The sequence below is a fragment of the Mesorhizobium sp. BR1-1-4 genome (genome assembly GCF_020165375.1).
GTDB lineage: Bacteria > Pseudomonadota > Alphaproteobacteria > Rhizobiales > Rhizobiaceae > Mesorhizobium > Mesorhizobium australicum.
The window spans coordinates 128,246-142,147 of the sequence record NZ_JAIUIB010000002.1 but is presented as its reverse complement, the minus strand read 5'-3'; the positions used below and the strand labels follow the sequence as shown (position 1 = coordinate 142,147).

The 13,902-nt window shown below is 62.7% G+C and carries 13 protein-coding genes; 8 read left to right on the top strand and 5 right to left on the bottom strand.

The genetic code is table 11. The annotated features are described in order from the left end of the window. Positions 1 to 336: 336 nt before the first annotated feature. The 4 genes from LB571_RS03880 to LB571_RS03865 all read right to left on the bottom strand — a co-directional run bounded on the left by LB571_RS03880 (position 337) and on the right by LB571_RS03865 (position 3,142). Positions 337 to 696, bottom strand: a complete 360-nt coding sequence (locus LB571_RS03880; RefSeq protein ID WP_224585510.1) for a response regulator — start codon at positions 694 to 696, stop codon at positions 337 to 339. 11 nt (positions 697 to 707) lie between these two features. Next, a complete protein-coding gene (locus tag LB571_RS03875) occupies positions 708 to 1,013 on the bottom strand; it encodes a hypothetical protein (RefSeq protein WP_015316664.1) in 306 nt (101 codons plus the stop codon). Positions 1,014 to 1,483: 470 nt separating this feature from the next. Then, a complete protein-coding gene (locus LB571_RS03870) occupies positions 1,484 to 2,062 on the bottom strand; it encodes a DUF6101 family protein (protein ID WP_224585513.1) in 579 nt (192 codons plus the stop codon). Between the two features lie 498 nt (positions 2,063 to 2,560). Beyond that, positions 2,561 to 3,142: an amino acid synthesis family protein gene (locus LB571_RS03865; RefSeq protein WP_224592414.1), complete on the bottom strand. Its 582-nt coding sequence runs from the start codon at positions 3,140 to 3,142 to the stop codon at positions 2,561 to 2,563. A 162-nt stretch (positions 3,143 to 3,304) separates the two neighbouring features. Between LB571_RS03865 and LB571_RS03860 the strand changes: the two genes are divergently transcribed. The 8 genes from LB571_RS03860 (at position 3,305) to LB571_RS03825 (ending at position 12,567) form a co-directional block, all read left to right on the top strand. Continuing rightward, positions 3,305 to 5,098 (top strand): helix-turn-helix domain-containing protein, encoded by a 1,794-nt coding sequence (locus tag LB571_RS03860; protein ID WP_224585517.1) that lies wholly within the window; start codon positions 3,305 to 3,307, stop codon positions 5,096 to 5,098. Between the two features lie 169 nt (positions 5,099 to 5,267). Next, entirely contained in the window at positions 5,268 to 6,245 is a 978-nt protein-coding gene (locus LB571_RS03855) for a flavin reductase family protein (protein ID WP_224592995.1), read from the top strand. Positions 6,246 to 6,264: 19 nt separating this feature from the next. Next, a complete protein-coding gene (locus LB571_RS03850; RefSeq protein ID WP_140792752.1) occupies positions 6,265 to 7,776 on the top strand; it encodes an aldehyde dehydrogenase in 1,512 nt (503 codons plus the stop codon). Positions 7,777 to 7,809: 33 nt separating this feature from the next. Further along, positions 7,810 to 8,886: an LLM class flavin-dependent oxidoreductase gene (locus LB571_RS03845; protein ID WP_015316670.1), complete on the top strand. Its 1,077-nt coding sequence runs from the start codon at positions 7,810 to 7,812 to the stop codon at positions 8,884 to 8,886. Between the two features lie 2 nt (positions 8,887 to 8,888). Next, positions 8,889 to 9,716, top strand: coding sequence for an alpha/beta fold hydrolase (locus LB571_RS03840; RefSeq protein ID WP_224585521.1), 828 nt, complete (start codon positions 8,889 to 8,891; stop codon positions 9,714 to 9,716). A gap of 249 nt (positions 9,717 to 9,965) precedes the next feature. Continuing rightward, positions 9,966 to 10,799, top strand: coding sequence for a transporter substrate-binding domain-containing protein (locus LB571_RS03835; protein ID WP_224592413.1), 834 nt, complete (start codon positions 9,966 to 9,968; stop codon positions 10,797 to 10,799). Positions 10,800 to 10,852: 53 nt separating this feature from the next. Then, the gene (locus LB571_RS03830) at positions 10,853 to 11,827 is read left to right on the top strand and encodes an amino acid ABC transporter permease (RefSeq protein WP_224592411.1); all 975 of its coding nucleotides are present in this window, start codon (positions 10,853 to 10,855) and stop codon (positions 11,825 to 11,827) included. After that, on the top strand, positions 11,824 to 12,567 hold the full coding sequence (locus LB571_RS03825; protein WP_140792742.1) for an amino acid ABC transporter ATP-binding protein: 744 nt from the start codon (positions 11,824 to 11,826) through the stop codon (positions 12,565 to 12,567). Before LB571_RS03830 ends, LB571_RS03825 begins: the two co-directional genes overlap by 4 nt. Positions 12,568 to 12,806: 239 nt before the next feature. On the opposite strand, the gene LB571_RS03820 is transcribed toward LB571_RS03825, so the two are convergent. Continuing rightward, a complete protein-coding gene (locus LB571_RS03820) occupies positions 12,807 to 13,868 on the bottom strand; it encodes an aromatic ring-hydroxylating oxygenase subunit alpha (protein WP_015316675.1) in 1,062 nt (353 codons plus the stop codon). Positions 13,869 to 13,902: the final 34 nt, after the last annotated feature.

Below are 13,902 nucleotides of genomic sequence, written 5' to 3'. Positions count from 1 at the left end.
ACGGCTCTCGTACAGCGAGAAGCTTGAAATTTTTCGGTTGGGTGCCGCTGCGCGCGACACTGGAAGCTAACGTCGCGTTGTCTTCGTTGCGCATGTGTTTAAACGACGCCGGCCGATGGCCACGATGCTAATTTCAATAAGCTGGCAAAGGTCAGTTAGCTCGGCGGTTTGCCCCTGCGAGAGAAGCCACCGAGCTGCCTGTCAGACAGGCCTCCCACGCGGGCTGCAACATCCGGCCCTGCGGAAGTTCCGGAAACGGCGGACCGGTTGTGTGCTCGCAGGTGCTCATCGCCCAGGTGCCGGGTGCGGTGGAATGAGCCGTTCAACGGGAGTTAATCAGCGTCGATAATGCCGTGACAATCTGTGCCATGAAAAACGGTTTCCAGATGATGATGCTATTCGACGCCCCTTCCGCGCCCCAGTGTGAGGCAGTGTCGCCGGTCGCGTAAACGACTGGCAAGTTTGGATTTGCCTGCCGAATATGTCGAGCGACGTCCCAACCTCGCTTTCCCGGCCCAGACGGATGTCCGCGACGAGAACCCGGATTCTTGAGGGGTCGACATCAAACGCCTCAATCGCGCTCGCGGCGTTGCAGGCAGCAACGACGTTGAAGCCGGCCTTGGTCAGCGCGACATCGAGGCCAAGCAATATGACAGGCTCGTCTTCAACCACCAGGACTTTGCCGTCATGCATCATGGGCCATCCCTTCATGTCGGCTTGTCCGCCAGCGGCGCCTTTCTGATCGGCGCCTTGTACGCGCTCACCAGCCTGACGACGGCGGCATCGATTGTGACTGGTACGCCCAGATTCACCGTCACGCGGTTTTCGTCGATGTGGGTGACGTTGCCAATCAACTCGATATGCTGCCCCTTCTGTACCTTCGTTGTATGGTCGATCACCGAGTGGGGTTGCCCATAGGAAGGGATGGAAACGCTCACCCGGTCCTCAGTGACCCGCTTGCGCACGGTTGCCGTGATCACGACCTCGTCGCCGATATTGATGCCCTTTGCCATAGCCGTGAGTCTGGGGCGAATAACGGCTTCGTCAAGCAGATGCTAATATGAATTGTCTGGCGAGGCCGAACCGCCCGCTTGCCGGCCGTCCAGTATGTCGCTCCAGCACACGCGCTCTGGCATCGTCTTGCACGGACGCATTCGCCGGCTGCGCAACAACACCGCTCGCCAAACTGATGATCATCGGGCGCAAAACGCACCATTTGGGAGGCGGCGGCCGACGACTGGCATGAGTCAGGCTACCTAGCCAGCCAGAGGAACAACTGTGTCCAGCCCGCGAACGACCCGCGCGAGGCGCGCGTCTCTCAAGTCCTTCTCCAAGCAACAACAAGGCGGCTACCCTAGCTTGGAGGGCCGAGGGATTCGTAATGAAGCCGACGCTACCTGGCCGCGCCTGGAGGGGGGCTCAGCAACCGACCCAGTGGAGAAGGATCGACCCTGCCGACCAAGTGCACGAGACATTTGTCACATCACTTCCTATCCAACAATCGACCGATATGCTCTAGCGACGTCAGTTTGTTCATCAGGCCAGCCTTTGAAAGCCTAGGTGCATGGTCGAGACGCGGTCCGTGTTGGGGTCGCCTCGATGAGAGCGAGTTGATCTTGGCACCGAGCGTTTCCTCAAGCGTGCGGGCAACGCCGTCGGCCCCCAGCAGAAGCATAGGCAGACGGTAGGCCACGGCCCAGGCACGCCAGTCGGTGGCAACAAGCTCGAGCTCGTCGGACACCAGTAGCGGCACCGTCAGCATCGGATCATTGTGCAGAAGCTTGAGCTCCGCTGTGAATCTTCCATTTGGATCCTCCATTGCGCAGGCGGCCACTCCGCGGAAAACCTTGGCGGGGAGGGCAATGATTGCCGGCACGCTGCTCACATTTTGCGTGCGGCGGACCACCACACCACGCTGGTTGAGCGTAAAGGTCACGTCGCCATAGTTGTCACTTGTGGTGTAGCTCACCTGCTCCGGCAGGCGCGACGGGTCGAGACGCCTGTTGCGGCCGGTCCAAGAACTCTTCTCCGGTTCAGTATGAGTCCGCTCACCGTCGTCCATCATTTTCACCTGGAGAGAGAAGGCGCCGGAAGCACAGCAGCCAACCAATGCCCAGAGTGAGCCCCCCTGCGGCGCCGCCGTCTTCGGCTTGCATCCAGCAACGGCAGCGTGCCTTGGCCATCTGTGCCTCCTATTGAGGCGGAACCGGACGTACCCGGCTCGAACGCTCAGCACATGTCCTAGTGCCAGATAAATAGGAGCGGATTCTGTATTAGCCACTACTAATTCATGTCAATTTTTTGGTAACTCTCGGCGTCGGCCCGGTGACGGCGCTCTCCTTCCAGACGCGATCGACCATCGGTCGCGCTTCCGCCTTCGCGTGATATCGCGGCCTCACGTTGAAGGTCAGCTGTCGTGCTTCCCTGGTCACAAGCGAACCGACCGCTTCGGCCCCCAAGCTGTCGGTCGGCAACGCGGCGATGTCGGCCGTTGAGGCCCGCTGCGCCGATTCTCAAAAGCGGACATCATCAACGACAGCGCAAGGATGCAGCGCAAGGATCACATCGCTGCTTCCTGCTCCATTTCTTTCACGTCCTGAAAGCGGTCTGCAATCCGTGGGTGAACCCGTCCGCCGTCCGCCGCGCCGATGGCCACGACGATCTCGTCGGCTGCCGGGCCGTCGGCGATCTGGAAGTTGGCGGTGATGAAATGCGAGCGGCGGCCGTTCTCGCTCTTGTGCATCATCGGCAAGGACAGCAGCGCGCCTGGCGCGTTGCGCGTGTTGCAGAATTCGAGATAGGTCGTGCCGCCGACCGCGTCGCGAAACACATTGCCGAACCGCAGCGTATGGATCATGGCGGAGGCGTGTTCGATCTCGCCTGCGACGCCCACGGCGGCGGCCTTGCCGTAGCTCTCGATGCGCTCGGCACGCATGAGCTCGAGCAGGCGCCGCGTGAGCTCATGCCCCAGGCGCGGTGCGATGGCGACAATCTCCGGCCGCAGGTTCTCGACGAAGCCGCGCCCCGCCCATGGATTGCGTAGCACGGCCGCGACGACGATCGACTTTACAGGCTTAGCGCCCGCCTTGCCGCCTTCAATGTGCACTTCCTCGATGAAGGTGCAGACTTTTCGCAATTCCATGATCTCAGGCCCTGTTGGTGGAAGCCCAGCCTAATCAGGCCCGGTGAGCTGGTATTCCTCCGGTTCGTAGGAAGAATCGGCGTGCACCCCGCTTGGAAGCGGTGTAGCATTCGTATATCCGCGACGGCTTAAATGGCCCCTTCGCGAGGCGGAAGACCGGGCGTGGACCACGAGTCGCAAATTCTCTCTTTGCGGGACGCCGCCAGCCTCATCAATTCGGGTGGCGATCTCCAGTCCGTGCTGCGCGACCTCGTGCTGGCAGCCTGCCGCCATGCCAAATGGACGCTGGGCTCGATCATGAGCATCGATGCGCCGCATGGCCACGCCTATGTCATCGTGCGCCATGATCCGACGCTCATCCAACGCGCGCTGCCGGACCGCTGGGAACTGGCGACCAGTCCTTCGATCGTCGCGCTCAACCGCAATGAGCCGGTCTATATCAGGGATGCGCGGGTGTCGGAGGAGTTTCCGGGTTATCGCCGCGAGGCGTTCGAACGCGACTATCGCAGCGTGCTCGTCATGCCGATGAGCTGTGTCGATGAAGACGGCCGGCCGATGGTGCTGACCGTGGTCTCGCGCGAGATCACCGAAGTGAGTGCCGAGGATATCGCCTTCATCGGCATGATCGTGCATTTGGGCGAGATCGCGGTGGAGAAACAGCATCGGCTGCGCCAGGAAAAACAGGCGGGCGAGCGTCTGCAGCGCGCCTTGCAGGCGCATACCTCGCTTCTGCAGCAGGCGCTGTCGGAAGGATCGGTGGTCTCGCTCGCCGACAAGGTCGGCGAGCTGTTGCCCAACCCCGTGGTGGTCATCGATTTCCACGCCAATCTGGTCGTGGCCGGTCGCTCGCCGAGCCAAGCGCATTTCGATGCCGCGACCTGGCGCCAGGCAGTTGGCGGAGTGCTCAACCGGCAGATCGTCAAGGTCGCGCGCGGCGCGTCGGAAGCGCGCCAGGACGAGACTTTGTTCGTCGACGACGGCAAGCATCGCCTCAAGCTTTCGGTGCGCGTAGAGCCGTTGACAATCGACGACGAAGTGGTTGGCGCGCTGATGATTTTTCCGACGCCGCAGCAATCCGGACAGCTCGACCAGATGCTGATCGACAGCGCCAAATTTGCGCTCAGCGTGCAAATGATGCGCAGCTTCGTCCGCTTCCGTTTCGAGACCAGATCGCTGACCGAGCTTTTCCTGGAAGTCGTGGAACGCCGCTGGCGCGATGAGGCCGACATAGTCAACCGGGCACGGCGGCTGGGGCTCGACCTGACCGTGCCGCAAAGACTTATTGTCGTCGACTACGCCGATACGGCAAAGGACGGCGGCGGGCTTGCCGATCCCCATCATGCCCTTGTCCGCCTTCTGGAACAGGCAGGCGTGGCGGGCACGGTTGTCGCCGTGGAGGGCGGTCTTGTCTGTCTCGTCGCGGGCGATGCCAGGGAGAGCATGCGCCTGGCGAAATTGCCGAACACAATCGCCACGGAGTTTGGTCGCCATCTCGGCCGTGAGCCGGCGGTGCTGGTTTCCGAGGTCTGTGCCTTGCTGGCCGATTATCCCACCGCCTGGGAGCGTTCCCGACGCATGATCCGCATCGGCCGGTCTTTTGGGCGCACCGGCGTTTTCGCCGGCCAGGATTTCGGTCCGCTGCCGATGCTGGTCGCGGCCGCCGATGTGCCCGATGTGCGCAACTTCGTCGACAAGAGCGTCGGCGCCTTGATCGCGCATGATCGCGAGCACGGCACGCCTTATCTGGACACGTTGTTTGCCTTTCTGCGTGAAGGTTGCCGCAGCCAGGCTTGCGCCGACGTGATGGGGCTGCATGTCACCACCTTGCGCTATCGCCTGTCGCGCATGGAAGAGCTGTTCGGGATCAAGCTCGACACGCCAGAACAACGTTTCGCGGCCGAGCTGGCGATCCGCCTCAGCGGCATCATCGACAGCCGCGTGCCTGAAACCCGCTAGTACCACTCCATCCCGACATTGCCGTCGCTATCCGCCGCCAGGCGCGGGCTTATCGCGCTCCTGCTTGCTCGGGATGGCAGCAGCCAGTCGCGAACTCTTTCCTACAGATCCGAGGAAGAACCGGTGCCGCCTCCTGCCTAGCCTTCGTCCGACGATGTGGAGGAAGATAATGGCGGACGCGGTGGCACAAAGGATGATCGACCCGATCGCTTTGCGTCGCGCCTTCGGCACCTTCGTGACCGGGGTTACGGTGATCACCACGCGTGACAGCGACGGCAATCCACGCGGCATGACGGCCAATTCCTTCACCTCCGTCTCGCTCGATCCGCCGCTACTACTGGTCTGTGTTGGCAAATCGGCGGCGAGCTTTGCGGCCTTCAGTGAAAGCCGGTCCTTTGCTGTCAATTTCCTACATGAGGGGCAGGCCGATGTCTCATCGGTGTTCGCATCGAAGGCTGCGGACAAGTTCCAGTCAGTGAACCATGATCGCGCCCACACCGGCGCGCCGATCCTCACCGACAGCCTGACTTGGTTCGATTGCACCGTTCACAATCGCGTCGAGGCCGGCGACCACGTCATCCTGATCGGTCAGGTGCAGGCGTTCGGAACCAGCCCGTCAGCGCCGCTCGGGTTTTGCCGCGGCCGCTACGCCAGCGTGAAGGATCCCCTGCCGGCCGGTTGGCTGGCCTCGCAAGACATGATCATCGGCTATCTGGTTGAGGCTGGCGATCGCATCCTCTTGCGCAACGACGGTAGAGGCGGCTGGATGTTGCCGACGGCATGGCGCCGCAAAGCGGATAGCAACCTGATCCTAGATGGCGGCGAGGCGCTGAGCCTCGTTCCCGAAAACACCTTCCTCTATTCGGTTTTCGACGTCGCCGACAGCGATCCCGGCTATCTGATCTACCGTGCCGAGCTGAGCCCCGAGAGTGCTGAAGCCGCCCTGCCGGATGGTCACGCCTTCTTTCCAGTCGACATGCTGCCGTACGAGCAGATCGCTACGCATGAAGTGCGCGTTATGCTGCGCCGCTATGCGCGCGAGCGGCAGGACAAGCGCTTCGGCATCTACATGGATACCGGCGACGGCGGCCGTGTCGCAATGATCGACGGAAAGTCGCAATTGTGGACGCAGGCCGCGTCCAAATGACGAGACACGCGGGACAGACATGAAAACGACGGTCGCATCGCTCGAAGGCTCGCGCCAGAACCTGTTCATCAACGGCGCGTTCACGGCGCCGAGGAGCGGACAGTATATCGACAGTTTCGACCCGACCACCGGCAGGCCCTGGTACCAGTTTGCCGAGGCTGGGGCCGAGGATGTCGGCGCGGCTGTGGACGCGGCGCGCTCTGCTTTCGCAAATCCGGCCTGGCGGCGCATGACCCAGACTGATCGCGGCAGGCTGGTGCGCCGCCTGGCGGAACTGGTCCTCGACAACGCCGACGCGCTGGCGCTGATCGAGACGCGCGACAATGGCAAGCTGCTCAAGGAGATGAGGGCGCAGATGCGCGCCATGCCCGACAGCTACACCTACTTCGCCGGCATGGCCGACAAGCTGCTCGGTGACACGATTCCCGTTAACAAGCTCGACATGCTCAACTTCAATGTGCGCGAGCCGATCGGTGTCGTAGGCATGATCACGCCGTGGAACTCGCCGCTGATGCTGCTCACCGGCACGCTGGCGCCGTGCCTGGCGCTCGGCAATACAGTGGTCGTCAAGCCATCGGAGCATGCCACGGCCTCGACGCTGGCGCTGGCTGAACTGATCATGGAGGCCGGCTTCCCCGCCGGGGTCGTCAACGTGGTAACCGGCACCGGCGCTGTCGCCGGCGACGCGCTGACCAGGCATCCAGGCATCGCCAAATTTGTCTTTACCGGCTCGACCGGAACCGGGCGGCGCATTGCAGCCAATGCGGCGCAGAACCTCATCCCCTGCTCGATGGAGCTTGGCGGCAAGTCCCCTCACGTCGTCTTCGGCGACGTAGACATCGAGCATGCCGTGAACGGCGTTGTGTCCGGTGTCTTCGCGGCCGCGGGCCAGACCTGCGTCGCGGGCTCGCGCTGTTTCGTTGAGGCGAGCGTCTATGAGCTTTTCATCGAGGCTCTGGTCGAACGCACAAGGCGGGTGCGGGTCGGGCTGCCGATGCTGGAGGACACCGACATCGGCCCCCTCGCGCTCTCGGCACAGCTCACCAAAGTGGAAGGCTATGTCGCTTCCGGTGTGCGCCAAGGCGCGCGGATCGCGGCCGGCGGCAAGCGTCCGCAGGCGGACGAGCTTGCCGGCGGCTGGTATTTCGAGCCGACGGTGATGACCCGCGCTGAGAATGGCATGGAGTTCATGCAGGAGGAATTGTTCGGTCCCATCGTCGGCGTCATCCCGTTCTCGTCGGAAGACGAGATGATCCGGCTCGCCAACGACACGCGCTACGGGCTCGCCTCCGGCATCTGGACACGCGACATCAACCGCGCACTGCGCTTCGCCCGCGATGTCGAGGCGGGCACCGTCTGGATCAACACCTATCGCGCCTCCTCCTTCATGTCCGCCAACGGCGGCTTCAAGGAGAGCGGCTATGGGCGGCGCGGCGGCTTCGACGCCATGGAGGAGTTCTCGCGCCTGAAGAACGTCGTCATCGACTATTCGGGTGCCATGCAGGACCCGTTCGTCATCCGCCTTCGCTGACCAAGACCCCGACCCAACGACCGGGAGACCGACATGAAATTCGCCGTATCGCTCACCATGGAGCGCTTCTCGCCCGATATCCCGATGGAGCGGGTGAAGACCAATCTCCTGGACCTCGCGCGGATGGCTGACGAGGGCGGTTTCGAAACGCTATGGACTGCGGAGCATCACACGATCGAATGCACGATCTCGCCCAACCCGCTGATGACGCTGACCTGGCTTGCCCAGCACACCGAACGGATCCGGCTCGGCACCTCGACGCTGGTCGCGCCCTACTGGAGCCCGATCCGGCTGGCCGGCGAGGCCGCGCTTTGCGACCACCTGACCGGCGGACGGCTGGAATTCGGCATCGCGCGCGGCTCCTATCAGTACGAATTCGACCGCATGGCCGGCGGCATGCCGCAGCAGGAAGGGGTCGCTTATCTCAAAGAGCTGGTGCCGGCGGTGACGAGGCTGTGGGCCGATGACTATGCCCATGACGGTCACTACTGGAAGTTCCCTGCGGCCGCCGGCGTACCGAAGCCGCTGCAGAAGCCGCACCCGCCGATCTGGGTGGCCGCTCGAGACCCGGGCACATTCGACTGGGCGGTCGGCATCGGCGCCTCGATCCTGTCGACGCCGCTCTCGGCACCGGCGGCGGAGATCGCCGTGCTGGGCGAGAAGTTCCGCAAGGCCGTCGCCGATCATCCGGAGGTGCCGCGGCCGCGCCTGATGATGCAGCGTCGCACCTGCGTCTACGAACGGGCGCAGGACTGGGAGGTCGCGGTCGGGCATGCCATCGACTATGGCCGCGCCTTCGAGAACCTGTTCCAGAACATCGGCACGGTGCGCAGCGGCTTTCCCGAAGCCGTGCCCTACGACAGCGTCAAGGGCAAGGACAACTACAATCCCGAAAACATCCGCCGCAACCTCATGTTCGGCACGCCGGACGAGGTGATCGAGAAGCTGCTCGACTATGAGGCGGCGGGCGTCGACCAATATTGCCTCGGCCTGACGTTCAACCTGCCGTTCGAGCTGCAGAAGAAGACGATCAAGCTTTGGGTGGACGAGGTGATGCCGGTCTTTGCCGCGCGCGAGCGCGACAAAAAGCGCCATATGGCGAGGGCGTGAGGATGGCACGTTCCGGCCAGCTCGATGTCGAAGGCGTGCTGCTCAACTGGCGCCTCGAGGGCGAGGGCGGCGCGCCGTTGGTCTGCATCCATGGCGTCGGCTCGTATCTCGAAGCTTGGAATGGCGTGGCCGAGCGGCTGAGAGACCGTTTCGCGGTTCTTACCTTCGATTTGCGCGGCCACGGCCGCTCAAGCCGGGTCAAGGGCCGCTACGAGATCGATGCTTTCGTCGCCGAGACGCTCGCGCTGGCCGATCATGTCGGGTTTGCCACTTTCAATCTGGCTGGGTTTTCCTTGGGCGGTTTGATCGCGCAGCGCCTCGCGTTGACGCATGCCGAACGCCTGCAAAAACTGGTGCTGCTGTCGACGGTCGCAGGCCGGACGCCAGAGGAGCGACACGCCGTGCGCGGCCGGCTGGCGGAGCTGATGGCGAGCGATGCCTCGGCGCATCACGCCGCCTCGCTGTCGCGTTGGCTGACGGAAGATTTTCAGAACAGGAACCCTGAGATCATCGCAGAACTGCGCCGGCGCGACGCCGAAAACGACCGTGACTGCTATGTCGCTGCGTATCGCGTTCTCGCCGAAACCGATTTCGGCGGCATCCTCGACCGCATTACCTGCCAAACCCTGATCGTGACGGGCGCGGACGACCAAGGGGCCAGTCCGCGCATGGCGCGGCTGATGCACGAACAGGTGCAAGGTTCACAAATCGCCATCCTGCCCAGGCTTCGCCACTCGATCCTGATCGAGGCGCCGGCTCTCGTCGCCGACACGATGGCCGATTTCCTGCTGGGCGTCGATCGCGCGAGAGCGGCCGTCGCCTATGCGTAGCGATCTTCGCGGGGCAGGAGAGGGCGTTTTGGCCAAGGCGCCGGGCGACACGCGTCGGCAACAGGCCAAGGCTTTCCCCGTGAGCGAGGGAATGACGGCCGCAGACATCCTCCGCGGCAGCGGAAGACCGGCTAGGCCCGGGCGTCGCTAAATCCGCGAGCCAATCTCGTCGGCGAGGGATTGGGAAGTCATGACCGCCTGAACGGCCATGAGCGCATGGGACTGAACAAACAACAGGGGAATACGCACATGACATTCTGGAACAGACGACAAGTGGCGATGGCCGCGCTGGCGCTTGCGCTTGGCGCATATCCTGCCCACGCCGGCGCGGTGCTCGACCGCGTGACCGCGGCCGGCACGCTCAAGGTGGCGACCGATGCCAACTGGGCCCCGCAGTCCTTCGTGAACGCCAACAATGAACTCGACGGTTTCGACGTCGATGTGGCCAAGGCGATAGGCAAGCATCTCGGCGTCAAGGTCGACTTCGTAACGCCTGGCTGGGACATCATCACCGCCGGCAACTGGGCGGGCCGCTGGGACATGCATGTCGGCTCGATGACGCCGACCAAGAAGCGCGCCGAGATCTTCGATTTTCCGGCTGTGTACTACTACACGCCCGCGGCGGTCGCCGTGCACAAGGACAGCAAGGCCAAGACCCTGGCCGATCTCAATGGCAAGGTGGTTGGCGCCACCAGCACCTCCACCTTCGAAGCCTATGCCAAGAAAGATCTGGCGCTCGACGCCGCCGGCGCACCGGCCTTCGAGTACAAGCTCAACCCGAAGGAGGTCCACGCCTACGAGAATTCGACGACCGCCTTCGACGACCTTCGCCTCGGTGACGGCGTGCGCCTGGACGCCGTGGTGTCGTCGCTGCCGTCGATCCTCGATGCCGTGAAGGCCGGCTATCCGATCAAGCAGGTCGGCGATCCGGTGTTCTACGAGCCCCTGGCGATCGCCATCGAGCACGGCGATCCGGAATTGTCGGCCAAGATCGCCGACGCCGTCAAATCGATGAAGGCGGACGGCACTCTGAGCAAGCTCTCGGAAAAATGGTACGGCCAGGATTATTCGAAGACGAACTAATCTCTCAAAAGGCGGCCTGCCACTGCAGGCCGCCGAACCGCCGGTGCTCAAATATGCTCTACCCGGATACCGTCGAGGCCGAACGCCTCGTTCACAAGCCCTGGTTCGTGGCGACGATGTTCGGCATCGTCCTGCTGGTCTTCATGGCGTTCAACATGTCTGGCACCGGCTTTGCCGAACTCATGCGTCCGGTAATCGGTGAGCCGTCGATCAGCGGCCTCTACGGCCGCTTCGCCATCGGCTTCGCCATAGCGGTGATCTTCACGCTGAACGTCGTCCTGATCGGCTTCGCACCGCTCAAGCTGCAGATCGGCATCGTCTGGCTGGAACTGCTGCTCCTGTTCATCGCGTTCTTCGAAACGTTCCACCTAAGCCTGCCATTCATCCGCGAGAAGCTGCCGTTCCTGATCAGCCAGGGCGTCGTCACGACGCTCTACGTCTCGGCGATCTCCATCGTCATCGCTTCGCTCATCGCGGTGGCGGGCGCTGTCGCCAAGCTCTCCAACAATGGCTTAGCCTACGCGATCGCCAGCTTCTACACGTCCTTCTTCCGTGGCCTGCCGCTGCTGATGCAGGTCTACCTGATCTATCTAGGGCTGCCGCAGCTCGGCTTCGTGATCAATGCCGTTCCCGCCGGCATCCTTGCGCTGTCGCTGTGCTACGGCGCCTACATGACCGAGATCTTCCGCTCCGGAATCCAGAGCATCGATCGCGGTCAATGGGAAGCATCGCGCTCCATGGGTTTCGGCTTCGCGCTGACCATGCGCCGCATCATCCTGCCGCAGGCGTTGCCGGTCATCATTCCGCCGACGGGCAACCAGTTCATCTCGATGCTGAAGGATTCCTCGCTGGTCTCCGTCATCGGCGTCTGGGAATTGATGTTCCTGGCCCGCACGCTCGGCCAGAAGACCTTCCAGCACATGGAGACACTGATTTCGGCCGCCATGATCTACTGGGTGCTGTCGATCTGCCTTGAGCTGATCCAGTCGCGCATCGAGCACCACTTCCGCAGGAGCAAGGTGCGATGAGCGCTCAGGCCATAATCGAAGCCAGGACCGTATCCAAATGGTACGGCCAGTTCCAAGCGCTGAAGGACATCAACCTGACGGTCCACAAGGGCGAACGCATCGTCATCTGCGGGCCGTCCGGCTCGGGCAAATCGACATTGATCCGTTGCTTCAACCGCCTTGAGGCGCATCAAGCCGGCGACATCGTCGTCAACGGCGTTGCCCTGCATGGCAGGATGAGCAACGTCGCGGCCGTCCGCTCCAACGTCGGCATGGTCTTCCAGCACTTCAACCTGTTTCCGCATATGACGGTGCTGATGAACTGCATGGCCGGGCCGATGTGGGTCAAGGGCGTTTCGGTGGCCGAGGCGCGCAAGACCGCTCTCCAGTTCCTCGAACGGGTCCGCATTCCCGAGCAGGCGAACAAGTTCCCGGTCCAGCTTTCCGGCGGCCAGCAGCAGCGCGTGGCGATCGCCCGCAGCCTGTGCATGAAGCCCGATGTCATGCTGTTCGACGAGCCCACATCCGCGCTCGATCCTGAAATGGTCTCCGAGGTGCTGGAGACGATGACCGGACTGGCGCGCGACGGGATGACCATGGTGTGCGTGACGCATGAGATGGGCTTTGCGCGGGCAGTCGCCGACCGCGTCATCTTCATGGACGCCGGACAGATCGTCGAGGAGGGCACGCCCGACGCGTTCTTCGGCAACCCGCGCCACGACCGAACCAAGCTGTTCCTTAGCCAGATTTTGAAGCATTAGCCATCTTGGAACTGGCTGCGTTTCGATTTGAAATGCGGGAGACGGAAAGTCCACTGCCGGCCCCGGAGCGGAATGTCAACTTTCTGGCCCATTCATCAGACAATCGGACAGTCCGCTATCGACCCCGTTCCAGCCGTCAAGGGTTCGTCTTATCTTGCCCGCCCTATACCCTCGACTGGCCGGGGGCTCTCGTGCGCCGAGCCGGAGCACTATCCGGCGGACAAGGACGCCAGGGGCGGTCACAGCCCCAGTGCCGCAGCGACCCGTTCCTGGAAATACTGCACTCCCCGCTCATGCCGCCCCGAGAGTGGGCCGGAGCTATAGGCCCCTGCGGCATAGTTGCGATGCGTATCGGCGCAGATGGAGTAGTCCTCGCGTACCACGGCCAGGGTGCCTTGCACGGATTTCGCCCTGCTCTCGGTTGCTTCTGCAGAGGTGTCGGCAAAGAAGAAATGGTAGTGCTGGTCTGTGTGATGCGGTGAGGTCGGGTTGATCCGGCTAACGTTCATGCCGCCATCGAAAAGCGACAGCGTCCAGTTCGGCCACATCCAAAGCCATTTACCGCGATAGAATAGACCGTCTTTCGGCGGTGCGGTCATCCGGACATAACCGGGATGGGCAGTGGTCTGGAAAGCTTCGAAGTCGATGGCAGCGTAGAACGAGGGATGCGTGCCAGGGATGTGGTAGCCTTCGACGAAATTGTCGGTGTAGATCTTCCAGTTCGCCGCAAAGCTGACGGTGGCCTGATCGGTGGCGGCATAGGTCTCCAACGGCTCGTCCGCCAGTTCGGCGGGCAGAGAGCCAAGTTGCTCCAGAAGACTTTCCTTCGGGTCGAGTGCCGCGAAGAGCAGCCCGCGCCACTCGGACAATTGCACCGTCTCCAGCGGCCAGTCCTCGGCGATGATCGCGGGATCCTTGCCATACCATGGGGCCTGCACCAGCCGTCCGGTGTCGGCAAAGGACCATTTGTGATAGGGACAAACGATCAGCCCACATTTGCCCTCGCCATCGGCCAGAAGTTTCGCCCCCCGGTGGCGGCAGACGTTCTTAAATCCGCGCAAGGTCCCGTCCCGGCCCCGGATGGCGAAGATCGGCGTACCGGCGATGTCGATGGCAAGGTATTGACCGGACGTCGCGACCGAGGCGACTGGCCCCATGAACTGCCAGGTGTGCGCGAAAATGTTGCCCCGTTCCTGCTGCCAGATATCATCCCGGACATAAAGCGAAGGGTCCAGATTAAGGTATTGCACGGGCGGAGTGTCGAGTGGCAGGTGGTTGGGCCGCAAGGTGTCTGGCGTCATAGGCTAACCCTCGAATTGCTGCAATCCTGTCGTA